General features: G+C 62.7%; 23 protein-coding genes. 3 read left to right on the forward strand and 20 right to left on the reverse strand.

The genetic code is table 11. The annotated features are described in order from the left end of the window. Positions 1-76: 76 nt before the first annotated feature. The 19 genes from der to trmJ all read right to left on the reverse strand — a co-directional run bounded on the left by der (position 77) and on the right by trmJ (position 18,712). Positions 77-1,585: a ribosome biogenesis GTPase Der gene (gene der / locus ACRCYW_RS01510; RefSeq protein ID WP_438548412.1), complete on the reverse strand. Its 1,509-nt coding sequence runs from the start codon at positions 1,583-1,585 to the stop codon at positions 77-79. Positions 1,586-1,659: 74 nt separating this feature from the next. Beyond that, the gene (gene bamB, locus ACRCYW_RS01515) at positions 1,660-2,844 is read right to left on the reverse strand and encodes an outer membrane protein assembly factor BamB (RefSeq protein WP_438548413.1); all 1,185 of its coding nucleotides are present in this window, start codon (positions 2,842-2,844) and stop codon (positions 1,660-1,662) included. Next, positions 2,837-3,487 carry a YfgM family protein gene (locus tag ACRCYW_RS01520; RefSeq protein WP_438548414.1) on the reverse strand — a complete coding sequence of 217 codons (651 nt, stop codon included), beginning with the start codon at positions 3,485-3,487 and terminating at the stop codon, positions 2,837-2,839. Before ACRCYW_RS01520 ends, bamB begins: the two co-directional genes overlap by 8 nt. 3 nt (positions 3,488-3,490) lie before the next feature. Further along, positions 3,491-4,768 (reverse strand): histidine--tRNA ligase, encoded by a 1,278-nt coding sequence (gene hisS / locus ACRCYW_RS01525; protein WP_438548415.1) that lies wholly within the window; start codon positions 4,766-4,768, stop codon positions 3,491-3,493. A 152-nt stretch (positions 4,769-4,920) separates the two neighbouring features. Continuing rightward, positions 4,921-6,036, reverse strand: coding sequence for a flavodoxin-dependent (E)-4-hydroxy-3-methylbut-2-enyl-diphosphate synthase (gene ispG / locus ACRCYW_RS01530; RefSeq protein ID WP_438548416.1), 1,116 nt, complete (start codon positions 6,034-6,036; stop codon positions 4,921-4,923). 10 nt (positions 6,037-6,046) lie between these two features. Next, a complete protein-coding gene (gene rodZ / locus ACRCYW_RS01535) occupies positions 6,047-6,997 on the reverse strand; it encodes a cytoskeleton protein RodZ (RefSeq protein WP_438548417.1) in 951 nt (316 codons plus the stop codon). Then, the gene (tapF, locus tag ACRCYW_RS01540) at positions 6,987-7,778 is read right to left on the reverse strand and encodes a PilW family type IVa pilus biogenesis/stability lipoprotein TapF (RefSeq protein ID WP_438548418.1); all 792 of its coding nucleotides are present in this window, start codon (positions 7,776-7,778) and stop codon (positions 6,987-6,989) included. The genes rodZ and tapF overlap by 11 nt, the downstream gene beginning before the upstream one ends. 11 nt (positions 7,779-7,789) lie before the next feature. After that, positions 7,790-8,893 carry a bifunctional tRNA (adenosine(37)-C2)-methyltransferase TrmG/ribosomal RNA large subunit methyltransferase RlmN gene (locus ACRCYW_RS01545; protein ID WP_349918081.1) on the reverse strand — a complete coding sequence of 368 codons (1,104 nt, stop codon included), beginning with the start codon at positions 8,891-8,893 and terminating at the stop codon, positions 7,790-7,792. A gap of 169 nt (positions 8,894-9,062) precedes the next feature. Next, positions 9,063-9,491 (reverse strand): nucleoside-diphosphate kinase, encoded by a 429-nt coding sequence (gene ndk / locus ACRCYW_RS01550; RefSeq protein ID WP_438548419.1) that lies wholly within the window; start codon positions 9,489-9,491, stop codon positions 9,063-9,065. A gap of 279 nt (positions 9,492-9,770) precedes the next feature. Further along, on the reverse strand, positions 9,771-11,054 hold the full coding sequence (gene pepB, locus ACRCYW_RS01555) for an aminopeptidase PepB (protein WP_438548420.1): 1,284 nt from the start codon (positions 11,052-11,054) through the stop codon (positions 9,771-9,773). Next, on the reverse strand, positions 11,051-12,355 hold the full coding sequence (gene pepB, locus ACRCYW_RS01560) for an aminopeptidase PepB (RefSeq protein WP_438548421.1): 1,305 nt from the start codon (positions 12,353-12,355) through the stop codon (positions 11,051-11,053). The genes pepB (ACRCYW_RS01555) and pepB (ACRCYW_RS01560) overlap by 4 nt, the downstream gene beginning before the upstream one ends. A 166-nt stretch (positions 12,356-12,521) precedes the next feature. Continuing rightward, positions 12,522-12,860 (reverse strand): ISC system 2Fe-2S type ferredoxin, encoded by a 339-nt coding sequence (gene fdx / locus ACRCYW_RS01565; protein WP_349918088.1) that lies wholly within the window; start codon positions 12,858-12,860, stop codon positions 12,522-12,524. A gap of 1 nt (position 12,861) precedes the next feature. Continuing rightward, positions 12,862-14,709 (reverse strand): Fe-S protein assembly chaperone HscA, encoded by a 1,848-nt coding sequence (gene hscA / locus ACRCYW_RS01570; protein ID WP_438548422.1) that lies wholly within the window; start codon positions 14,707-14,709, stop codon positions 12,862-12,864. 28 nt (positions 14,710-14,737) lie between these two features. Beyond that, entirely contained in the window at positions 14,738-15,256 is a 519-nt protein-coding gene (gene hscB / locus ACRCYW_RS01575; RefSeq protein ID WP_438548423.1) for a co-chaperone HscB, read from the reverse strand. Between the two features lie 86 nt (positions 15,257-15,342). Continuing rightward, positions 15,343-15,666, reverse strand: coding sequence for an iron-sulfur cluster assembly protein IscA (gene iscA, locus ACRCYW_RS01580; protein WP_042076614.1), 324 nt, complete (start codon positions 15,664-15,666; stop codon positions 15,343-15,345). A gap of 15 nt (positions 15,667-15,681) precedes the next feature. Then, on the reverse strand, positions 15,682-16,065 hold the full coding sequence (gene iscU, locus ACRCYW_RS01585; protein ID WP_005299770.1) for a Fe-S cluster assembly scaffold IscU: 384 nt from the start codon (positions 16,063-16,065) through the stop codon (positions 15,682-15,684). A gap of 53 nt (positions 16,066-16,118) precedes the next feature. Next, positions 16,119-17,333 (reverse strand): IscS subfamily cysteine desulfurase, encoded by a 1,215-nt coding sequence (locus ACRCYW_RS01590; protein WP_438548424.1) that lies wholly within the window; start codon positions 17,331-17,333, stop codon positions 16,119-16,121. A gap of 56 nt (positions 17,334-17,389) precedes the next feature. Further along, a complete protein-coding gene (iscR, locus tag ACRCYW_RS01595) occupies positions 17,390-17,893 on the reverse strand; it encodes a Fe-S cluster assembly transcriptional regulator IscR (protein ID WP_438548425.1) in 504 nt (167 codons plus the stop codon). A 93-nt stretch (positions 17,894-17,986) separates the two neighbouring features. Continuing rightward, the gene (gene trmJ / locus ACRCYW_RS01600; RefSeq protein WP_438548426.1) at positions 17,987-18,712 is read right to left on the reverse strand and encodes a tRNA (cytosine(32)/uridine(32)-2'-O)-methyltransferase TrmJ; all 726 of its coding nucleotides are present in this window, start codon (positions 18,710-18,712) and stop codon (positions 17,987-17,989) included. Positions 18,713-18,894: 182 nt separating this feature from the next. Here trmJ and ACRCYW_RS01605 point away from each other — a divergent pair, with 182 nt between their 5' ends. Beyond that, positions 18,895-19,311: a hypothetical protein gene (locus ACRCYW_RS01605; RefSeq protein WP_438548427.1), complete on the forward strand. Its 417-nt coding sequence runs from the start codon at positions 18,895-18,897 to the stop codon at positions 19,309-19,311. Here the strand turns inward: ACRCYW_RS01605 and ubiT are convergent. Continuing rightward, positions 19,276-19,791 (reverse strand): ubiquinone anaerobic biosynthesis accessory factor UbiT, encoded by a 516-nt coding sequence (gene ubiT, locus ACRCYW_RS01610; RefSeq protein ID WP_438548428.1) that lies wholly within the window; start codon positions 19,789-19,791, stop codon positions 19,276-19,278. The genes ACRCYW_RS01605 and ubiT overlap by 36 nt on opposite strands. 188 nt (positions 19,792-19,979) lie before the next feature. On the opposite strand from ubiT, the gene ubiU reads away from it, so the two are divergent. Together ubiU and ACRCYW_RS01620 are read left to right on the forward strand one after the other, a co-directional pair. Further along, entirely contained in the window at positions 19,980-20,975 is a 996-nt protein-coding gene (gene ubiU / locus ACRCYW_RS01615) for a ubiquinone anaerobic biosynthesis protein UbiU (RefSeq protein WP_438548429.1), read from the forward strand. A 79-nt stretch (positions 20,976-21,054) separates the two neighbouring features. After that, positions 21,055-21,927: a U32 family peptidase gene (locus ACRCYW_RS01620; RefSeq protein ID WP_438548430.1), complete on the forward strand. Its 873-nt coding sequence runs from the start codon at positions 21,055-21,057 to the stop codon at positions 21,925-21,927. Positions 21,928-21,960 lie beyond the last annotated feature (33 nt).

Below are 21,960 nucleotides of genomic sequence, written 5' to 3' on the forward strand. Positions count from 1 at the left end.
ATTAGGGGCATGAACAGCTCAACTGCCCTCCCCCGTTTTAAAAAAGAAACGGCTGCCAAAGGCAGCCGTTGCAGCGTTACTTCTTGGACTTGGTGCGCGCCTTGAGCAGGCGATCCCGTTGCCGCTCCTGACTCAGGGTCAGGTTGTTCTTCTTGCCCTCGAACGGGTTCACCGACTCCTGGAACTCGACCCGGATCGGGGTGCCCATGATCTTCAGGGACTTGCGGAAGTAGTTGATGAGATACCGCTTGTAGGAGTCAGGCAGATCGTTCAACTGGTTGCCGTGAATGACGATGCGCGGCGGGTTGTAGCCACCGGCGTGGGCATACTTCAGCTTGACCCGGCGACCGTTCACCATGGGGGGCTGGTGATCTTCCTGGGCCATCTGCATGATGCGGGTCAGCATGGCGGTGCTGGTGCGGCGGGTGGCGGACTGGTACGCCTCCTGGATGGATTCGAACAGGTGGCCGACACCGCTGCCGTGCAGGGCGGAGATGAAGTGCACCCGGGCGAAGTCGATGAAGCCCAGACGACGGTCCAGCTCGTTCTTCACATCTTCCTTCACCTTCTGATCCAGGCCGTCCCACTTGTTCACCACCAGCACCACGGAGCGGCCGGAGTTGAGCACGAAGCCCAGGATGCTCAAGTCCTGATCCGTGATGGTCTCGCGGGCGTCGATCACCAGCAGGCAGACGTTGGCGTCCTCGATGGCCTTGAGGGTCTTGATGACGGAGAACTTCTCCACCGTCTCGTGCACCTTGCCGCGGCGACGGACACCGGCGGTATCGATGACCACATACTTCTGCTCGTCGCGCTCCATGGGGATGTAGACGGAGTCGCGGGTGGTGCCCGGCATGTCATAGACGATGACACGGTCTTCCCCCAGCAGGCGGTTGGTCAGGGTCGACTTGCCCACGTTGGGACGCCCGACGATGGCGAACTTGATGGGCAGGTCGGCGAACGGGGTCTCCTTGGTGTCTTCCTTGGTATCCAGGTCACCCGCAGCCACCATGCGCAGCAGGGCTTCTTCGTCGAAGTCCTCGTCCAGTTCCTCCTGCGCCTCGGCATCGGTGCCAGCGGCTTTGAGCAGCTCCTCCAGATGGGGGGCCAGCGCCAGCTCCAGCAGGCTCAGCACGCCACGGCCGTGGGCGGCCGCCATCTGGTACACCTCGCCGAGGGCCAGGCCGTAGAACTCGGAGACGGCGGAATCACCGTCGATGCCGTCGGTCTTGTTGGCGACCAGGAACACCTTCTTATGGGTCTTGCGCAGGTGCTCGGCGATGGCCTGATCCGCGGCGGTCAGGCCAGCGCGCGCATCCACCATAAACAGCACCACATCGGCCTCTTCGATGGCCAGCAGGGACTGCTCGGCCATCTTCAGCTCGATCCCCTCCTCGGTGCCATCGATACCACCGGTATCGACCACGATAAATTCCAGCTCGCCCAGCTTCGCCTGGCCGTATTTGCGGTCCCGGGTCAGGCCGGGGAAGTCGGCAACCAGGGCGTCCCGGGTACGGGTCAGGCGGTTAAACAGGGTGGATTTCCCCACGTTGGGGCGGCCCACCAGGGCAACTACAGGAGTCATAAAAGCCTCATTCTCAAGACGACAAAGGCTCCGGGTCCGAAGACCAGGAGCCGGATATTCACATTGACGGGTGATCAGGGACGCTGCAAAGCGTACAACTTGCCACCACGGCTCTGCACATACAGGGTGTCACCGTCCACCAGGGGAGCGGCATAGAGACCACTGCTGTCGAGCTGCTGCATGGCCTTGATGGACCCGTCGGTACGATCCAGCCAGTACAGGTAACCTTCCACATCGCCGACCACCACATAGTCACCCAGGATGACGGGGGCGGTCACAGTGCGGTTTTCGAGCTGGGTGTTGGACCACAGCTCGAGACCGTTGCGTCTGTCCACCGCGAACAGGTGGCTGCGGCTGTCGGTCAGCACGATGGCATTGCCGGTCACCGCGAGATCGCGATAGCCGGAATACTTGCGCTTCCACACCTCGTCGCCGCTCATCAGCTTGCGGGCCATCAGCTGGCCGTTGTAGGCGATGGCATAGAGCTCATCCCCGGCGATGAGGGGGGCGGCGTCCACGTCCACCATGCGATCCAGCTCGGTCGCACCACGGGGATCCGCCACCTTGGACTGACGCACCGGCTGACCATTGCTCAGCAGGGCGATGCCCACCTTGCCATCGGCGCGGCCGTAGAGCACAGCACCGTTGGTGATGACGGGGGCACCGGCGCTGCGCAGGGTCAGCGGCGGCTGCTCTTCGGACAGGGTCCACTGCTGCTTGCCCTCGTCGGTATCGAGGGCGATCAGGCGGCCCGAGGTGGTCAGCACCACCACACGACCATCCTCGACGGCGGGGCTCGCCACCACTTCACCGGGTACATTGGTCTGCCACAGCACCTCCCCGTCCGTCTCGTTCAGGGCGTAGACCACGCCGTTCTCGGAGCCGAGGAACAGCTTGCCATAGCGGGAGACCAGACCACCGGAGAGGCGGGCGCTGCGCTTGTCGGCGTTGATGGGCAGGTCGGCCAGATCCACGCTCCACAGCACCTTGCCCGTCTTGCGATCGAAGGCGGTCACGTCACCGTCGCGGGCGGCGGCATAGATGTGATCCTCTTCCACCACAGGCTTGAGCTGGGAGTAGAAGTCACCGATGCCATCGCCGACTGAGGAGGACCACTGGGTGTCGGCGGTGAACGCGGACTCCACCACGGGCAAGGGAGCCATGGGGGTCAGGTCCTCTTCCGAACTGAACAGGGAGCACCCCTGCAGGGCCAGGGAGACAGCCGCCCCCAGCGCCAGTCGTTTGTACAGATTACGCATCCGGAGCCTCACCCGTGGTCACGGCGGGCAGCGCCAGATCGTCCATCTTCAGCTTGAGCTCGCTGCTCGCCTGCAGGCCGCCGGCATCCGCCGCCGCCTGATAGGCATCGCGCGCCTCTTCCGGCTTGCCCTGCTTGAGCAGCACGTCGCCGCGGGCCTCGGCCACCTGGGCCTTGAACGCGTCGTTGTCGATCTTGGCGAGCTGAGCCAGGGCCTCGTCGGCCTTGCCCTGCTCATTGAGCACCCGGGCCAGCCGCAGGGCGGCGATGGGACGGATGGCTTCGTCACCCTTGGTGGCGACCTCGGTCAGCTGCTCGGCAGCCAAGTCCAGCTGGTTGGCCTTGACCGCGGCAGCGGCCAGCTCCAGGGCTGCGAGATCGGCGTAGGAGTCGCCCTTGTGGGCGCTGATGAAGCTCTTCGCCTGCTCGATGGCGGCGGCATCGCCCTTGGCGAGCTGGGTGGTCATGGCGTTGTAAGCCGAGGAGGCGGCCTCCTGGTTGGCCAGCTGGTGCTCGTTGTAATAACGCCAGCCGAACAGCCCCACCAGACCGATGACGGTCCCGGCGATCACCGAGGTGCCGTTCTCTTTCCACCAGCTCTTGATGACCTCAACCTGTTGTTCTTCGGTGGTATAAACTTCCACAGCTTACTCTCCTTTAGCTGCCAGCAGGGCGATGGCGGCATCGACCTTGAGGGTCTGTTGCTCGGCCTGGCCACGCAGATACTTGATGGTGATCTCCCCGTTTTGCACCTCGGTCTCACCGAGGATCAGGGCAATGGCCGCGCCGCTCTTGTCGGCACGCTTGAGTTGTTTCTTGAAGTTGCCACCACCGCAGTGACTCATCAGGCGCAGGTCAGGCAAGGCGTCACGCAGCCGCTCGGCGAGCTGGAAGCCAGCCTGCTCGGCCTGCTCACCCACCATGGCGAGATAGACATCCACCGCCGGGCGGATGTCGCCGTTGAGCTCCAGGGTTTCGAGCATCAGTACCAGACGCTCCATCCCCATGGCAAAGCCCACCGCCGGGGTCGGTTGACCGCCGAGCTGCTCCACCAGGCCGTCGTAGCGACCACCGGCACAGACGGTGCCCTGGGCCCCCAGGCTGTTGGTGACCCACTCGAACACGGTGAGGTTGTAGTAGTCGAGACCACGCACCAGACGCTCGTTCACCTCGAACTGGATGCCGGCCGCGGTCAGCAGACGCTTGAGCCCCTCGAAGTGAGCCAGGCTCGCCTCTCCCAGGTGATCGAACAGGCGCGGCGCCCCCACCAGAATGGCCTGCACCTTCTCGTCCTTGGAGTCGAGCACCCGCAGCGGGTTGCTGTACATGCGGCGCTGGCTCTCTTCGTCCAGCTCGCTCTTGTACTGCTCCAGATAGGCCACCAGGGCATCGCGGTAGGCGGCGCGCTCGCTGCTCTGACCCAGCGTGTTGAGCTGCAGGGTCACGTGCTCGCCGATGCCGAACAACCGCCACAGGCGGTGGGTCAGCATGATGAGCTCGGCATCGATGTCCGGCCCGTTGATGCCAAACAGCTCGACCCCGAACTGGTGGAACTGGCGATAGCGGCCCTTCTGGGGACGCTCGTGACGGAACATGGGGCCCATGTACCACATCCGGCGTTCCTGGTTATACAGCAAGCCGTGCTCGATGCCGGCCCGCACGCAGCTGGCGGTGCCTTCGGGGCGCAGGCTCAGGCTGTCGCCGTTGCGATCCTCGAAGGTATACATCTCTTTTTCGACCACATCGGTCACTTCACCGATGGCGCGTTTGAACAGATGAGTCTGTTCGACGATGGGCATGCGCACTTCGCTGTAGCCATAGCTGGCCACGACCTGGCGCAGGATCTGTTCCACTTTCTGCCATACCGGGCTCTGCTCCGGCAGGCAATCATTCATACCGCGAATTGCTTGGATCTGTTTTGCCACGTTGCTACTCGAGAAAAAGACGTGAATTTGGGCCGCATTATAGGGATTTTCGACCCCGAGGTAAAATCAGGGTGCCCGGATGCGGGGTGTAAAATCAACTACCTAAAGCCGGGGCCACCCCAGGTGGCCCCACTTTGATGCAAACTGGCGAGTCAACCCTTGTCCAGCGGGATCTGGTTGGCCGGATCCAGCATGGCCGCCCGTGCACGAATGCGGCGCTCCAGCACGGGGATGAGATCCTGGTTGCTGAGCCGGTCGACCCGCTGACCACCCTCGTAGAAGGCGCTCTTGTTGGCGGCGCCCGCCAGACCCAGATCCGAGACCAGGGCCTCGCCGGGACCGTTGACCACGCAGCCGATGATGGATACATCCATGGGGGTGATGATGTCTTCCAGCCGCTCTTCCAGGGCGTTGACCGTGCCTATCACATCGAACTCCTGACGGGAGCAGGAGGGGCAGGCGATGAAGTTGATGCCGCGGGAGCGAATGCGTAGGGATTTCAGGATATCGAAGCCCACCTTCACCTCCTCCACCGGATCGGCGGCGAGCGAGATGCGCAGGGTGTCACCGATCCCTTCGCTCAGCAACATGCCGAGGCCGATGGCGGACTTGACCGCGCCGGCGCGAAAACCGCCCGCCTCCGTGATGCCAAGGTGCAGGGGTTGCTCGATCCGCTTGGCCAGCAGGCGATAGGCCCCCACGGCCAGGAAGACATCGGACGCCTTGACGCTCACCTTGAAGTTCTCGAAGTTGAGGCGATCCAGGTAGTCCACGTGACGCATGGCCGACTCGAGCAGCGCCTCCGGGGTCGGCTCGCCGTACTTCTCCTGGATGTCTTTCTCCAGAGAGCCGCCGTTCACCCCGATGCGGATCGGGATGTTGTAGTGGCGGGCGCAGTCGACCACGGCGCGCACCCGCTCCTCGTTGCCGATGTTGCCCGGGTTGATGCGCAGGCAGTCGGCACCGTATTCGGCCACCTTCAGGGCGATGCGGTAGTCGAAGTGGATGTCGGCGACGATGGGGATATTGGTCTGCTGCTTGATGAGCTTGAAGGCTTCTGCCGCTTCCATGGTGGGCACCGAGACCCGGACGATGTCGGCGCCCACCCGCTCGATCCGCTGGATCTGCTCGACGGTGGCGGCCACGTCCGTGGTCTTGGTGTTGGTCATGGTCTGCACAGTGATGGGGGCATCGCCCCCAACCGGCACCTTGCCGACCATGATCTGTCTGGATTTACGACGAATAATCGGGGATTCGTGAGCGGACATGACGGGCTGATTACTCCTGCGGCAGTGAGAAGCGAGCAGTCCGGCCGTTGTTGTAACGGCTCATGTCGAAGGACTTGCCCTTGTATTCGAGATTGACCGCCATGGGCGCGCCAATGATGAATTTGAGTGGCTCGGGTCCTTCCAGCACCAGTTCGTCGTTCGCCTTCTTCAGACCGCTGAACAGGGTCTTGCCGTTGGCATCCTTGACATCCAGCCAGCAGTCGGCGGTAAAGCTCATCTTGAGCTGGGGCGCGCTGGCGGGATCGGTCGGGGTCTCTTCGGCCGGCGCCGTGGTCGCGGCGGCGGAAACATCTGTACCCAGGGCAGCGCTGGCGCTCGGGGCGGCACTGGCCGCATCCAGCACGGGCGCCGTGGTGACGGCACCACTCACGGCAGCGACGGTTGCCTCTGTGCTCACCGCATCGGAGGCGGCGGGCAGCACTGGGGTAGCGACCTCCACGGCGGGAGCCGTGACGTTCTCGGTCTGCTCGCTGGTCGTGCCGATTTCGGCCGCGGCCAGGGCCTCTTCCCCGGCGGAGCGGCGCGCCGTGCTCTGCCACCACCAGGCGATGGAGAGGGCGATCAATACCAGGATCACCAGCCAGGTCACCACCTTGAGCCGACTGTCGTTGGCCTGCTGGCGAGAGCGGCGGGAGAAGCTCTGCATGTCGATGTTGTCCGGCGGTGTCAGACCCAGGCGCTCGTACGCCGTGAGTATGGTTTCCTCCGGGATCCCCACCAGCTTGGCATAGGCGCGCAGGTAGCCGCGAATGAAGGTGTGGGAGGTGTGCTTGTCATAGGTATCCGCCTCGATGGCGGCGATCAGGGTCAGACGAAGGTGAATGCGGGACGCAACCTGCTCTCGCGTCCAGCCGAGCTGTTCACGGGCATTGCGCAGCAGCTGGCCGGGGCCCGCTGCCTGGGAGTCGTCTTGAGAATCGTGTGGCTGTTCAGTAGTCATTGGCTAAGTAACGCTTGGCTTGTTGCGAAGTGGGATATTGCCTTACCAGCTCAGTCCCGAATTGGTGAAGTAATGCCGGTTTGTCCATGGCCTGGGCCAGCCGCAGCCGGAGCCAGAGGCTCTCCTCGTTCTCTTCTGCCACATCGGCATAGCGCACGAGGTAAGACTGCACATCAGGCAGCTTGCCATCTTTCATGGAAAGCTCGGCCATGTCCAGCAATAACCTTGGATTGCGGGGATTATACCCCAAGGCCAGACGATAGTACTCGCCGGCCTTATCATTTCTGTGATTTTGCAGTGAACAGAGCGCCGCGTTCTCGTAGGTATCGGCGATCTTGACGTAATCGGGCTGGCTGACCGCCTGCATGAAGGCCTTGTCCGCCTCGTCGAAGCGGCCACGGTTGCACAGGAAGGCGCCGTAGTTGTTCATCGCGTCAGCATTGGTCGGATCCATGGAGAGGGCTTTCTTGTAGTTCTCTTCGGCCGCCTTGAAATCCTCCACCTGCTGGTAGAAGTAGGCGAAGCCGATATAGACCTGAGGATTGCTTGGGTCGTATTGCAGGGCGCGATCGAGGTTGAACTTTGCCTGTTCTGCATTGCCCTGGCGAAGATATTGGATACCCAGATCGAGGCGGGTCTGGGCAGCCGCCTTGAGATCGGGTCCCACTTCCCGCTGGGTCGAGTTCTGACCGGCGTAAGTGGTTTCGGTAACACAGCCGGGCAGCGCACAGAGCGCTGCCACTATGATCAATGTACGGATATCCATTTCCTGACGATACAATGGCTTAGCGGTTAAACCATTTTGACGGAAATCCCATCCTGTTGCATCCGATTTTTCATGGTGCGCTTGGTGCGGTCGATCACCTCCCCCACTAGCTGGCCGCAGGCCGCATCGATGTCATCCCCGCGGGTCTTGCGCACTATGACGGTCAGGTCATATTCCATCAGCACCTTGGAGAAACGATCGATGCGGCTGTTGCTCGGTTTGCCGAAGGGGTTGCCCGGGAAGGGGTTGAAGGGGATCAGGTTGATCTTGCAGGGAGTATCCTTGAGCACCTTGGCCAGCTCGTGGGCATGCTGCATGTCGTCATTGATATGATCGAGCAGCACATATTCCACGGTCACCCGGCCACCGTTGGCGTTGGACTTCGCCAGATAACGGCGCACCCCGGCGAGGAAGTCCTCGATGTTGTACTTGTCGTTGATCGGCATGATCTCGGAGCGAAGCTTGTCATTCGGTGCGTGCAGGGAGATGGCCAGGGCCACATCGATCTGGTCACCCAGCATGTCCAGGGCGGGGACCACCCCTGAGGTAGAGAGGGTCACGCGACGCTTGGAGATGCTGAAACCGAAGTCATCCATCATCAGCTTCATGGCCGGCACCACGTTGGCCAGGTTGAGCAGCGGCTCACCCATGCCCATCATCACCACGTTGGTGATGGGACGCTTGCCGCCGACTATCTTGGCGGCGCGCCAGACCTGACCGATGATCTCGGAGACTTTCAGGTTGCGGTTGAAACCTTGCTGGGCGGTAGAACAGAAGGTACAGGCCAGGGCGCAGCCCACCTGGGAGGAGACACAGAGGGTGGCACGCTCCGCCTCGGGAATATAGACGGTCTCCACCTCCTGATCCCCCACTTGCATGGCCCACTTGATGGTGCCATCGGTGGAGCGCTGCTCGCGGCTCACCTCGGGGGCACGGATCTCGGCGATGGTCTTGAGACGCTCACGCAGCGCCTTGTTGACGTTGCTCATCTGATCGAAATCATCACAACCAAAGTGATAGATCCACTTCATTATCTGATCTGCCCGGAACGGCTTCTCGCCCAGTTCGACGAAGAAGGCACGCATGGCATCCCGATCGAGATCCAGCAGGTTGGTTTTTGTTGCGCTCATCAAGGGCCTCAGCTCACACACTTCATAAATTATTGGCTGACGATGAAGTCAGGGCGCGGCATTGTACAAATAATGGGTCTGGCTTTCCACCTGGAGAATAAGTGGATATGGCGCAAATGACCAAAAAACAAAAGGGAGCCGAGGCTCCCTTGATCATCTCGGGTGAAAATCAGCCGCGGGGGCAGATTTCCCCTTCGGAGAAGAAGTAGGCGATTTCGCGGGCGGCAGAGGCCGGGGCGTCGGAGCCGTGGACGGCGTTGCGATCGATGCTCTCGGCGTAGCAGGCACGCAGGGTACCGGCCAGGGCCTCTTTCGGGTTGGTGGCGCCCATGATCTCGCGATGACGGCGAATGGCGTCTTCCCCTTCCAGCACCTGGACCATGACGGGGCCGGAGGTCATGAAGGCGACCAGACCATCATAGAAGGGCTTGCCCTGATGTTCGGCGTAGAAACCGGCGGCCTGTTCGCTGGTCATGTGCAGCATCTTGGCGGCGACGATTTTCAGGCCGGCGCTCTCGAAGCGGCCATAGATGGCACCGATCAGGTTCTTGCTGACCGCATCCGGCTTGACGATAGAGAAGGTACGTTCGATAGCCATTGAGTTCTTTCCTTAACTACAGAGTTTTATTGTAGGAATCCATGTTCGGCGGCGATTATACGTAAACAAAAACCGAAACAACACACAAAAAAGCAACTTTTTATTAAACAAATGCACCCTTGAAACAACATGGTGGCTCATCTTGTCTCAGGGCGGCAGGAAAAAACGTGCGCTTGCGCACGATAGCTCCCTTAACCGGTTAAAACTGATGCTATCGCCTATTTTTCCGGCGCCACGGAAAAGGGCACCTCCCGGTGCCCTTGCGATACGCCATGCCGACTAGCGCGTCTCTGCCAGCAGGGTATGCGCTATGGTGCGCATTCCCAGGGTATTCGCTCCGGGAGCCCAGAGGCTGTCGCCGTTGTCGCTGAAACAGGCGGCGAGATCGACGTGCAACCAACCCTGCCCCTCGCCCGGCACGAAGCGGGAGAGGAAACCCGCCGCGTTGGAGGCCCCGCCCGGACCGCCCCCCGGCACCGGCCGGCTGTTGGCCGTGTCGGCGTAGTGGGACGGGCATTGCTGGCGGTGCCAGGGCTCGAGCGGCAGGGGCCAGGCGGGCTCCTGCTCCGCATCCGAATAGGCCATGGCCCGGCTCACCAACCCCTTGTCCAGCCCGAACAGGGCGTTGTAGCGCCCCCCCAGGGCCATCACGGCCGCCCCGGTGAGGGTAGCGGCGTCGATGATGAGGGGGGCGCCGGACTCCCCAGCGAGCTGCAGGCCGTCCGCCAGCACCAGGCGCCCCTCGGCGTCGGTGTTGACGATCTCCACCGTGGTGCCGTTCTTGTAGGTGAGGATGTCACCCAGCTTGTAGGCGTGGCCGGAGACCAGGTTCTCGGCGCAGCAGAGGATGAGCTTCACCCGCTTGTCCAGCCCCCGCAGGATGGAGAGCGCCAGGGCGCCGGTGACGATGGCGGCGCCCCCCATGTCATGCTTCATGGTCAGCATGCCCTGGGAGGTCTTCATGGAGTAGCCGCCGGAGTCGAAGGTGATACCCTTGCCCACCAGAGCCGCAGCCACCGGTGCCTTGGGATCCCGGCTCGGGTTGAAGTCCAGTTCCAGCAGCACGGGTTCGCGATCGCTGCCGCGGCCGACCTGATAGAGGCCTACCCAGCCCGCCTGTTGCAGCGCCTCCCCCTTGAGGATGCGGTGACTGACGCGATCCGGCGCCAGCTCGGTGATGAAGGCGGCCGCCTCCACCGCCAGATCCAGTGGCCCCAGCTGTTCCGGGGTGGCGTTGGTCATCTCCCGCACCCAGCGCCCGCACAGCCAGCGCGCTTCCAGCTCTTCCCTGTCCTCCTCGGACGAGGTGGCCCACTGCAGCTCCACCTCCGCCTTGGGGGTCTGCAGGCCCTGGGCGAAGGCCCACTGCTGCTCGCGATCCCAGTGGCCGCACAGGGCCACCCTCTGGATCCCCTGACTGCAGAGGCGACGGGCCGCCTGCTGGATGTCCAGCAAGGGGCTGGCGGTCACCAGATGGATCACGGCGCCGTCGGCGCGGTGAGACAGCAGGGCGCCCTCCCCCCACTCGGGGGCGGCAAATTCACGGCTCAGCCAGATGTTCATTCAGCCACCTCCTGCAACCAGCGGGCTATGGTTCGCAGGCCATGGCCCTTGGCGCCGGTGGCCCAGAGATCGTTGCCGGACTTCTGATAGGAAGCAGCCAGGTCCAGGTGCACCCAGCCCTGCCCCTCGCCGCGCACGAAGCGGGACAGGAAGGCGGCGGCCGTGGTGGCGCCGGCGGTTCCCTCGGCGGAGGCGACGTTGCCCAGATCGGCGAAGGCCGAGGTGAGCTGGCCCGCATGCCAGGATTCCAGCGGCAGGGCCCAGGCCTTCTCGTTTTCTGCACGGGCGGCGGCCAGGGCACGTACCTGCTCCGCCTCATCCAGGGCGAACACGGCGTTGTAGTCGCGACCGAGCGCCGTCTTGGCGGCGCCGGTCAGGGTGGCGGCATCCAGGATATGGGCGGCACCGCTCTCGCTCGCGGCCAGCAGACCGTCCGCCAGCACCAGGCGACCTTCCGCGTCCGTGTTCTGGATCTCCACCGAGATGCCGTTCTTGTAGGTCAGGATGTCGCCGAGCTTGAAGGCGTGGCCGGAGACCAGGTTCTCGGCGCAGCAGAGGATGAGCTTGACCCGCTTGTTCAACCCGCGGCTGATGGCGAGCGCCAGGGCACCGGTCACCATGGCGGCGCCCCCCATGTCGGACTTCATCGGCAGCATGTTGTCGGAGGACTTCATGGAGTAGCCGCCGGAATCGAAGGTGATCCCCTTGCCCACCAGGGCTGCCACCACGGGCGCCTTGCTGTCCCCGGTCGGGTTGTAGTCGAGCTCCAGCAGCACGGGTTCCCGCTCGCTGCCCCGGCCCACGGACCAGATGCCGATATGGCCGGCCTCGCGCAAGGCCTCGCCGGCGGTGATGCGTGCGGTCACCTGGTCCCCCCCCAGGCCGCGAATGAGCAGCAGGGCGGATTCCGCCAGGCTCATGGGGTAGATCTCTTCGGGGCAGCCGTTGGTGACTTCGCGCACCCAACGGGTCGCCTTGACGAGGGCATCCAGCTCGCGAGCCTCGTCGCCACCCTGTTCACCGAAGTGCAACTCACGCAAACCCTTGGCGGCATAGAATCCCTGGGCGAAGGCGTAGCGACGCTCCAGATCCCAGCCTCCGGCGGCCAGCTCGACTCGCTTGATACCGCTCGACTCCAGACGGCGGGCGGCGCGCTGGATGATGCGCAGCACCTCTCGCTCCTGGGTCTGGCTGCCCAGGTGGATCAGGGCCTCATCGCCGCTGAAACTGAGCTGAGCCCCCTCGCCCCAATGGGCGGCGCCGGCCTCGGTGGACAACACGACTTTCATCTTCTCTGCCATTTATCTTGCTTCCTTTTCTCGGCACTGTTTATTCGATACGGGTCATTCAACAAGGGAGACGCAGGCAATAAAAAGGCCGTCCCCCGAGAGGGTCGGCCTTCACCATATCACCATTGCACCGCCAGATGCTGCACGCGCAATTCACTCATGTGTAATTAACGGCGCATCAATGGCGCTCGGAGGCGAGGTTGAGGGTGTACTTGGGCAGCTCCACCACCAGATCCTCGTCCGCCAGACGGGCCTGGCAACTCAAGCGGGATTCCGGCTCAAGTCCCCATGCCTTGTCCAGCATGTCATCTTCCAGCTCGTCACTCGGCTCGAGGGAGTCGAAGCCTTCACGCACTATGCAGTGACAGGTGGTGCAGGCACAGGACTTCTCGCAGGCGTGCTCGACCTCGATGCCGTTGCGCAGCGCGATGTCGAGGATGGTCTCACCGACTTGTCCTTCGAGGGCGGCGCCCTCCGGGCAGAGTTCGGGGTGAGGCAGAATGATCACTTTTGGCATATTACACCTTGTTGACGTTTTGGCCGGTCAGCACCTTGCGAATGGAGGCATCCATGCGACGGGCCGCAAACTCGCCACTGGCGGCATCCGCCGCCTCGATGGCATCTTTGATTTGATTGGTTGTGCCTGTGGCACGCATGGCCAGCAGATGCTTGATAGCAGTATCGATCTCGGCGCGCTCGGCGACATTGAGCAGGGCCTCGCCATCGGCGGCCAGGGCCGCATTGAGGCTCTCCACCACCCGATCCGCTTCCACCTGCTGCTCCGCCAGCATGCGGGCATCCATGTCTTGCTGGGCATTGGCGATGGAGGCGCTCAGCATGCTGAGAATGTCCTCTTCCGCCAGGCCGTAGGAGGGTTTTATCTGAATTTCAGCCTGCACACCGGAAGATTTCTCCATGGCGCTGACCGAGAGCAGCCCGTCCGCATCCACCTGGAAGGTGACCCGGATGTGGGCAGCCCCCGCCGCCATGGGTGGAATGCCGGTCAGGGTGAAACGGGCAAGGGAGCGGCAATCCGCCACCAGCTCGCGCTCACCCTGCACCACGTGGATGGCCATGGCGGTCTGACCGTCCTTGAAGGTGGTAAACTCCTGGGCGCGGGCCACCGGAATGGTGGTGTTGCGCGGGATCACCTTCTCGGCGAGGCCGCCCATGGTCTCGAGACCCAGAGAGAGCGGGATCACGTCCAGCAGCAGCATCTCGGCGTCCGGCTTGTTGCCCACCAGGATGTCCGCCTGGATGGCGGCGCCGATGGCCACCACCTTGTCCGGATCTATGCTGGTGAGCGGCGTACGCTGGAAGAACTCTCCCACCTGCTCGCGCACCAGCGGCACCCGGGTGGAGCCACCGACCATCACCACCTCCAGCACGTCCACCTGCTCCAACCCCGCATCGCGCAGGGCGCGGCGGCAGGCCAGCAGGGTACGCTTGACCAACGGCAGGATGAGGGCATCAAACTGGGCGCGGGACACGGTTCCCTGCCAACCGGCGAAGGTGCAGGGGACACTGCCTGCGTCGGTCAGGCCGTGCTTGACGCTGGCGGCCACATCCAGCAACTCGCGCTGGGTGCGGGCATCCAGCTGGCCACTCAGACCGGCCTGTTCCTTGATCCAGTCCGCCAGCAGGTGATCGAAGTCATCACCGCCGAGCGCCGAGTCGCCGCCGGTGGCCATTACCTCGAACACGCCGCGATGCAGGCGCAGGATGGAGATGTCGAAGGTACCGCCGCCGAGATCATAGACGGCGATCACTCCTTCCTGACCGGAGTCGAGGCCATAGGCGATGGCGGCCGCGGTCGGTTCGTTCAGCAGTCGCAGCACGTGCAGACCGGCCAGACGGGCCGCGTCCTTGGTGCCCTGGCGCTGGGCGTCGTCGAAGTAGGCGGGCACCGTGATGACCACGCCGTCAAGCTCCCCGCCGAGGGCGGCGGCGCCGCGGGCGGCCATGGCTTTGAGGATCTCGGCCGAGACCTGCACCGGGTTGACCAGCCCCTGACGGGTCTGCAACTGGGGCATGCCATTGTCGGCGGCCACGAATTCATAGGGCTGCTGGCGAGTGTCGATGTCCGCCAGTGCCTTGCCCATCATCCGCTTGACGGAGACTATGGTGTTGTGGGGATCCTGCGCCGCTTCGCGTTTGGCGTCGAAGCCGACCCGGATGGCCGCGTCCTGGTAGTGCACCACAGAAGGCAGCAAGGCACGCCCCTGCTCGTCGCAGAGGGTGTCCGCCTGGCCGCTGCGCACGGCGGCGACCAGGGAGTTGGTGGTGCCGAGATCAATGCCAACGGCACGTTTATGCTGATGAGGGGCGGCGCTCTGGCCGGGCTCGGCGATTTGCAGTAATGCCATGGGTAATCACAATTCCAGCGTTAGGGGATCAAGACTCGAACAGCGAGTCTTCGAACCGTTCCAGCTCCTCGAGGAGCTTGTCGACAAATTTGAGTTTGCGCACGCAGTCGGCGGCGATCTGATCCTCACCCCTGGCGAGGCAGTCGGTCAGCCGCTGCATCAGTGACTGGTGATCATGCCTGATTTCGCGGCGAAAATCTTCGATGGCCCCCTCAGGATCCACATCCCCTTTCAGATCGGCCAGACGCTCGCGCCACTCCAGCTGCTGCATCAGGAAGGCGGGATCTTGCAGGGTCTGCTGCTCGCCACGGATGTCGGTCCCACGCAGGGAGAGCAGATATTCGGCGCGGCGCACCGGGGCCTTGAGGGTGGTGAAGGCATCGTTGATCTGGGCGGCGCGCTGCACGGCGGCCAGCTGCTCCCGCTCGGGGGCGGTGGCGAAACGATCGGGGTGGAACTGGGTCTGCAACTGGCGGTAGGTGTCGGCCAGTTGGCGGGGATCGAGCTCGAAGCCCTCTGCCAGCCCGAACAGCTCGAAATGATTCATTCTGTGTCCTTAGACTCGAAGGCTTGCGCCTTGCTCACCATCAACCTTGAACGACAAAGCCGGCAGCAGGCTGCCGGCTTCATCGTTTAGACGCTGAAACTCTCGCCGCAACCACACTCGCCCTTGGCGTTGGGGTTGTTGAACTGGAAGCCCTCGTTGAGGCCCTCCTTGACGAAGTCCAGCTCGGTGCCATCCAGATGGATCAGGCTCTTGGCATCGACGATGATCTTGACACCCTTCTGCTCGAAGACCTGATCTTCGGCGGCCAGCTCATCCACGAACTCAAGCACATAGGCAAGACCCGAACAGCCGGTCGTCTTGACGCCGAGGCGCAGGCCGATGCCCTTGCCCCGGTTGGTCATGAAAGAGGAAACCCGTGCCGCTGCGGCATCTGTCATGGTTATGGCCATACTGCTCTCCGAACCTTAAAGACCTTTCTTCTGCTTGTAATCGGCGATGGCGGCCTTGATGGCATCCTCCGCCAGGATGGAGCAGTGGATCTTCACCGGCGGCAGAGCCAGCTCTTCGGCGATGTCGGTGTTCTTGATGCCAGCCGCTTCGTCCAGGGTCTTGCCCTTGACCCACTCGGTCACCAGGGAGCTGGAGGCGATGGCGGAACCACAACCGTAGGTCTTGAACTTAGCGTCTTCGATGATGCCGTCGTCGCTGATCTTCAGTTGCAGTTTCATCACGTCGCCACAGGCCGGGGCGCCGACCATGCCGGTCGCGATGCTGGGATCGTTCTTGTCAAAACCACCCACGTTGCGGGGATTCTCGTAGTGGTCGATTACTTTTTCACTGTAAGCCATATCTAACTCCTGCTAATTCCGTTGTTCACTCAACCCTTGCCGCTGGCAAGGGATCAGTGATGAGCCCATTCGACCGTGTTCAGATCCACACCGTCCTTGAACATCTCCCACAGGGGGGACATCTCGCGCAGACGGCCAATGGAGTCACAGATGAGCTTGACTGCGTAGTCGATCTCTTCTTCCGTGGTGAAGCGGCCGATGCTGAACCGGATGGAGCTGTGTGCCAGCTCGTCGTTCAGGCCAAGGGCGCGCAGCACATAGGAAGGCTCCAGGCTGGCAGAGGTACAGGCAGAACCGGAAGAGACCGCCAGATCCTTCAGTGCCATGATGAGGGATTCCCCTTCCACATAGGCGAAGCTGACGTTCAGGTTGCCCGGGACGCGCTGCTCCAGATCACCGTTGATATAGACTTCTTCGATATTCTTGATGCCGTTCCACAGACGCTGGCGCAGGGCCATGATGTGCTGGCTCTCGCTCGCCATCTCTTCCTTGGCGATGCGGAAGGCTTCGCCCATGCCGACGATCTGGTGAGTCGGCAGGGTGCCGGAGCGCATGCCGCGCTCGTGGCCACCACCGTGCATCTGGGCTTCCAGACGAACGCGGGGCTTGCGGCGCACGAACAGGGCACCGATCCCTTTCGGGCCGTATACCTTGTGGGCGGACATGGAGAGCAGGTCAACCTTGAGCGCTTCTACGTCGACCGGGATCTTGCCCACGCTCTGGACAGCGTCCACGTGCAGCAGGATCTTGCGGGAGCGGCACAGCTCACCGATAGCGGCGATGTCTTGCACCACGCCGATCTCGTTGTTGACGTGCATGATGCTCACCAGGATGGTGTCATCGCGCAGGGCGCCTTCGATCTGCTCCAGGGTGAACAGGCCGTTTGGCATCGGCTCGAGGTAGGTCACCTCGTAGCCTTCACGCTCCAGCTGGCGACAGGTATCGAGTACCGCCTTGTGCTCGGTCTTGGAGGTGATGATGTGCTTGCCCTTGCCAGCATAGAAGTGGGCGATGCCCTTGATCGCCAGGTTGTTGGATTCGGTCGCGCCTGAGGTGAAGACGATCTCGCGCGGATCGGCACCGATCAGCTCTGCCACTTGATTACGGGCCAGATCGACTGCCTCTTCGGCCTGCCAGCCGAAACGGTGGGAACGGGATGCGGGGTTGCCGAACAGGCCGTCCATGGTGAGGCACTGCATCATTTTTTCTGCGACACGCGGGTCCACCGGACAGGTTGCCGAATAATCAAGGTAAATAGGCAGTTTCATGTTTTTCTCCGTTACGACGGGGTCACACAGCGACTCGTCGTGGAAAGCACGTTTGTTTATAGTTGGACTTTTAAGCTCACATCACCGCGTTCGGCCCGGTCAACTAGGGACAACACGGTCTTCATTTGTTCATCTTGCTTGCCGGCGATGCGACGCACATCGGCCTGGCCAACCAGTTCCGCCAGGGTGATGTCACCGAGGAAACTGGAGATACGCTCGCTGAGGTCGCGCCACAGGGAGTGGGTCAGACACTGGGTACCACCGTGGCAGCCCCCCTTGCCCAGACACTTGGTCGCATCCACCGACTCATCCACCGCGGTGATCACCTGACCCACCGAGATGTCGCCGGGCGCCAGGCCGAGACGGTAACCACCGCCCGGGCCGCGCACGCTGCTCACCAGGCCATGCTTGCGCAGGCGGGCAAACAGCTGTTCCAGATAGGACAAGGAGATGCCCTGGCGCTCTGAAATATCGGCAAGGGGTACGGGCCCCTGCTCTGCATGCAACGCCACGTCGAGCATGGCGGTCACTGCGTAACGTCCTTTTGAGGTCAGTCTCATATGCCTTACCGTCTTGCGAACAAATCAATATGGGCACATGGTCACATACCCGACTAATTCAGTCAAGTATATGGTTGAGTAAATCAGTCGGGATTATCCCTGCGGCCGGGATTTGTTCACCGAGGTGAGAATTCCGCGCAGTATATTCAGCTCCACCGCCTCCGGTCTGGCCCGGTTGAACAGACGGCGCAGCTTGCTCATCACGTGACCGGGGTGATCGTCGCTGATGAAGCCGGTCTTCTGCAGGGTCTGCTCCAGGTGCTGATAGAACCCCTCCAGCTGCTCGGCCGTGGGGTAGTCGAGCTCAGGATCCGCCACCACCGACCCATGCGTCGGCAACCAGTGCATGCGCACCTCGTAGCAGAGGGTCTGCACCGCCATGGCCAGATTGAGGGAGCTGTATTCGGGATTGGCCGGGATGGCCACGTGGTAATGGCACTTCTGCAGCTCGTCGTTGGTTAGGCCGGTGCGTTCACGGCCAAACACCAGGGCAACAGGGTGAGTCGCCCCCTCCTGCACCGCCTTCTCCCCCGCCTCGCGGGAATCCAGCATGGGCCAGCTCAGGGTGCGGGAGCGAGCGCTGGTACCTATGACCAGGCCGCAATCGGCGATGGCATCTTCCAGGGTCGGGACGATGCGGGCATTGGCCAGGATATCGCTGGCGCCGGCCGCCAGCGCGACGGCGTTGTCGTCTGGCATCTCCTGGGGATCCACCAGTACCAGCTGGGTCAAGCCCATGGTCTTCATGGCCCGCGCCGCGGAGCCCATGTTGCCGGTGTGAGAGGTGTTTACCAAGACGATACGAATCTGATCCAACATGCCCAGTCAATCTTCAGTCAAAAATGGCGCGCAATTGTAACATAACCAATCGCTATTTTGGCACCGCTTCTGAGCCCGGATTTCAGAACAAAAATGGCCGCTCGTATAACCAGAGAGCATGAGAGAAGGGGCGGTGCTGGCTAACCTTAAAGGGTCGAGATGGATAATCCGGAATCATCGTCATGCTCCCATCCTGGCTCTATGAGCCGCTGCCCGCCCTCTACCTGCTGGCGTCCGCCGGACTGCTGCTGCTCGCCCAGAGCCCGCTGCTCTGGCTGGCATCCGCCATGCTGTTCGTGGCGGGCGCCTTCATCTGGATGATGCGCTCCAACTACAGGCGTACCGATCTCGTCATCTTCCCCACCAGGCGCTGGTTTCAGCCCGAGTGGTTCTACGAGACCCAGCCCTTCCTCTGGCTGGCGCTGGGCTTGCTGCTGCTGCGCCTGCCTGGCACCACACCACTGCTCGCCCTGCTCCCCTGCCTCTGGGGCTGTCGCTGCCTCTGGGCCCGGCGCCTGCATCGCCACCACGCCCTGGGGCTGACGCCTCACCTGAGGCGCGCTTCAGGTCGCCGGCGCGGCCACAGGCTCCTGCACTGAGCGGGTACGCTCGATCAGGGTCGCCATGTCGATCAGCGGATACTTCATCAGGGCGGGCAGGCCGTCGAGATCCAGGCTGTCCATCAGGTTCTTCACCTCGAGGCCGAGCTCGGTGTTGCCTTCTATCTTCAGCCTGCGCTGGAAGAAGAGGGAGTCCGGATCCTCCCGGCGGCCGGCGATCAGGATGAGATCCTGGCTGCAGCCACTGAAGCAGACGTCCGCACGTTCGCAGTCACGGCTCACCACCAGCTTTCCCTCCCGCTCGCTGATGAACCAGCAGAGTTCGAGATCCGTTACCTCGACTTTCAGCCACTTGCCCGCCAGGAACGCGAAGTCGCCGTCCTGGATCGCCTCCTTGAACACTTGGGCCAGCAGGCTCTCCATCAGGTTCTGTTGCAAAGCGAAGGGCACCAGCTTGAGGGGGCGGCGCAAGAGACGGGGTGCCTGTTCGACCAGGCGACGTTGCAGTTGTTGAAACACGATAAACTCCCAGTTTTTTGCGCATTCAAGCACAGGGCAGCCAGCAGGATCCTGTTGAAAATCAAACTTGTGCCCACTTACCTCTAGAAGGGTAAAGCCACCTAAAGCTGCCTCAGGTCAAAAAGTGGGAACCCATGGGTGCATACAATCGGCCCACTTTTGCTTTTTTGCCCTCTCGGAGCGTACCGATGGAATTACTCTGCCCGGCAGGCAGCCTGCCGGCACTGAAGACAGCCGTGGATAACGGCGCCGATGCCGTCTATATCGGCTTCAAGGACGACACCAACGCCCGCCACTTCGCCGGCCTCAACTTCACCGACAGCAAGCTGGAGAAGGCGGTGGACTACGTGCACCAGCACGGTCGCAAGCTGCACATCGCCATCAATACCTTCGCCCACCCGGGCTCAGATGCGAGATGGAAACAGGCGGTGGACAGAGGAGTTGCGCTCGGTGCCGACGCCCTCATCATCGCCGATCTCGCCGTGCTCGATTACGCCAGCCGCCAGTATCCGGACATGGAGCTGCACGTCTCGGTGCAGGCCAGCGCCACCAATGCTGCCGCCATCCGCTTCTATCAGGATCACTTCAACGTCGGTCGGGTGGTGTTGCCCCGGGTGCTCTCCATGCACCAGGTCAAGCAGCTCGCCCGCGAGACAGACGTCGGCCTCGAGGTGTTCGCCTTCGGCAGCCTCTGCATCATGGCGGAGGGGCGCTGTTATCTTTCGTCCTACATGACGGGCGAGAGCCCCAATACCGTGGGGGCCTGCTCACCGGCCAAGTACGTGCGCTGGGAGGAGACCCCAAGCGGCCTCGAGTCCCGCCTGAACGAGGTGCTGATCGATCGCTACGGCCCCGGCGAAAACGCCGGCTACCCGACCCTGTGCAAGGGACGCTTCGAGGTGGATGGCCAGACCTATCACGCCCTGGAGGAACCCACCAGTCTCAACACCCTGGGCCTCTTGCCCGAGTTGTTCCAGACCGGGATCCAGTCGGTCAAGATCGAGGGGCGCCAGCGCAGCCCCGCCTATGTGGAGCAGGTGACCCGGGTCTGGCGCGCCGCCATCGACGCCTATCAGACCAATCCGGAGGCTTATCAGGTCAAGGCCGAGTGGGATGCCCAGCTCGCCCGCGTCTCCGAGGGGAGCCAGACCACCCTGGGCGCCTATCATCGCCAGTGGCAATAAGGGGAATTCCCATGTTCCATTTTCTCACGCAAGACAGGCGCACTTTGCACCGCGTTTATGACTGCAAGGAGCACAACTGATGCAATTTTCTCTCGGGCCCATTCTCTTCTACTGGCCCAAGGCCGACACCCAGGCCTTCTACGAGGCCGCCGCCCGAAGCCAGGCCGACATCGTCTATCTCGGGGAGACGGTGTGCAGCAAGCGCCGCGAGCTGAAGGTGGATGACTGGATTGCCCTGGCTAGACAGGTGGCCGCCTCCGGCAAGCAGGCGGTGCTCTCTACCCTGGCGCTCATCTCGGCGCCGTCGGAGCTCAAGGAGGTCAAGCGGCTGGTGGACAACGGTGAACTGCTCATCGAGGCCAACGATCTCGGCACAGTCCAGCTCGCCCGTGAGGCGGGTCTGCCGTTCGTGTGCGGCCCCGCCATCAACGCCTACAACGCCGACGTGCTGCGCATGCTGCTGAAAAGCGGGATGCGGCGCTGGGTGATGCCGGTGGAACTCTCCCGGGACTGGCTGGTGCAGCTCGTGCAGGATCTGGGTCCCGATCGCCAGCGCTTCGAGGTGGAGGTGTTTGCCTACGGCCACCTGCCCCTCGCCTACTCGGCGCGCTGCTTCACCGCCCGCTCCCTCGACAAGCCCAAGGACAACTGCGAGCTCGCCTGCATCCACTACCCCACCGGCCGCCTCGCCCACAGCCGGGAGGGGCAGAAGGTGTTCAACCTCAACGGCATCCAGACCCAGTCCGGCTACTGCTACAACCTCGGCAACGAGCTCAAGGGGATGGAGGGTCTGGTGGACGTGGTGCGCCTCTCCCCCGAGGGGATGGAGACCCTGGAGATGCTGGCCCGCTTCAAGGCCAACCAGCAGGGTCTGGCACCGCTGCCCCTGCAACAGGAGCACGACTGCAACGGCTACTGGCGCCAGATCCCCGGCATGAGCCTGGTGGGATAAGCCCAGCACCAAAGCGCAGACAGCAAAAAGGCC

Source organism: Aeromonas sp., assembly GCF_051657805.1.
Taxonomy (GTDB): domain Bacteria; phylum Pseudomonadota; class Gammaproteobacteria; order Enterobacterales; family Aeromonadaceae; genus Aeromonas.

Coding starts and splice junctions, on each gene's coding strand:
- trmJ (WP_438548426.1), bottom strand. CDS start 18,712: ATGTTGGATCAGATTCGTATCGTCTTGGTAAACACCTCTCACACCGGC.
- hscA (WP_438548422.1), bottom strand. CDS start 14,709: ATGGCATTACTGCAAATCGCCGAGCCCGGCCAGAGCGCCGCCCCTCAT.
- iscU (WP_005299770.1), bottom strand. CDS start 16,065: ATGGCTTACAGTGAAAAAGTAATCGACCACTACGAGAATCCCCGCAAC.
- iscR (WP_438548425.1), bottom strand. CDS start 17,893: ATGAGACTGACCTCAAAAGGACGTTACGCAGTGACCGCCATGCTCGAC.
- ACRCYW_RS01545 (WP_349918081.1), bottom strand. CDS start 8,893: ATGAGCGCAACAAAAACCAACCTGCTGGATCTCGATCGGGATGCCATG.
- der (WP_438548412.1), bottom strand. CDS start 1,585: ATGACTCCTGTAGTTGCCCTGGTGGGCCGCCCCAACGTGGGGAAATCC.
- ACRCYW_RS01620 (WP_438548430.1), top strand. CDS start 21,055: ATGCAATTTTCTCTCGGGCCCATTCTCTTCTACTGGCCCAAGGCCGAC.
- ACRCYW_RS01590 (WP_438548424.1), bottom strand. CDS start 17,333: ATGAAACTGCCTATTTACCTTGATTATTCGGCAACCTGTCCGGTGGAC.
- ACRCYW_RS01605 (WP_438548427.1), top strand. CDS start 18,895: ATGCTCCCATCCTGGCTCTATGAGCCGCTGCCCGCCCTCTACCTGCTG.
- ndk (WP_438548419.1), bottom strand. CDS start 9,491: ATGGCTATCGAACGTACCTTCTCTATCGTCAAGCCGGATGCGGTCAGC.
- iscA (WP_042076614.1), bottom strand. CDS start 15,666: ATGGCCATAACCATGACAGATGCCGCAGCGGCACGGGTTTCCTCTTTC.
- pepB (WP_438548421.1), bottom strand. CDS start 12,355: ATGGCAGAGAAGATGAAAGTCGTGTTGTCCACCGAGGCCGGCGCCGCC.
- ubiU (WP_438548429.1), top strand. CDS start 19,980: ATGGAATTACTCTGCCCGGCAGGCAGCCTGCCGGCACTGAAGACAGCC.
- fdx (WP_349918088.1), bottom strand. CDS start 12,860: ATGCCAAAAGTGATCATTCTGCCTCACCCCGAACTCTGCCCGGAGGGC.
- ispG (WP_438548416.1), bottom strand. CDS start 6,036: ATGTCCGCTCACGAATCCCCGATTATTCGTCGTAAATCCAGACAGATC.
- rodZ (WP_438548417.1), bottom strand. CDS start 6,997: ATGACTACTGAACAGCCACACGATTCTCAAGACGACTCCCAGGCAGCG.
- hscB (WP_438548423.1), bottom strand. CDS start 15,256: ATGAATCATTTCGAGCTGTTCGGGCTGGCAGAGGGCTTCGAGCTCGAT.
- pepB (WP_438548420.1), bottom strand. CDS start 11,054: ATGAACATCTGGCTGAGCCGTGAATTTGCCGCCCCCGAGTGGGGGGAG.
- bamB (WP_438548413.1), bottom strand. CDS start 2,844: ATGCGTAATCTGTACAAACGACTGGCGCTGGGGGCGGCTGTCTCCCTG.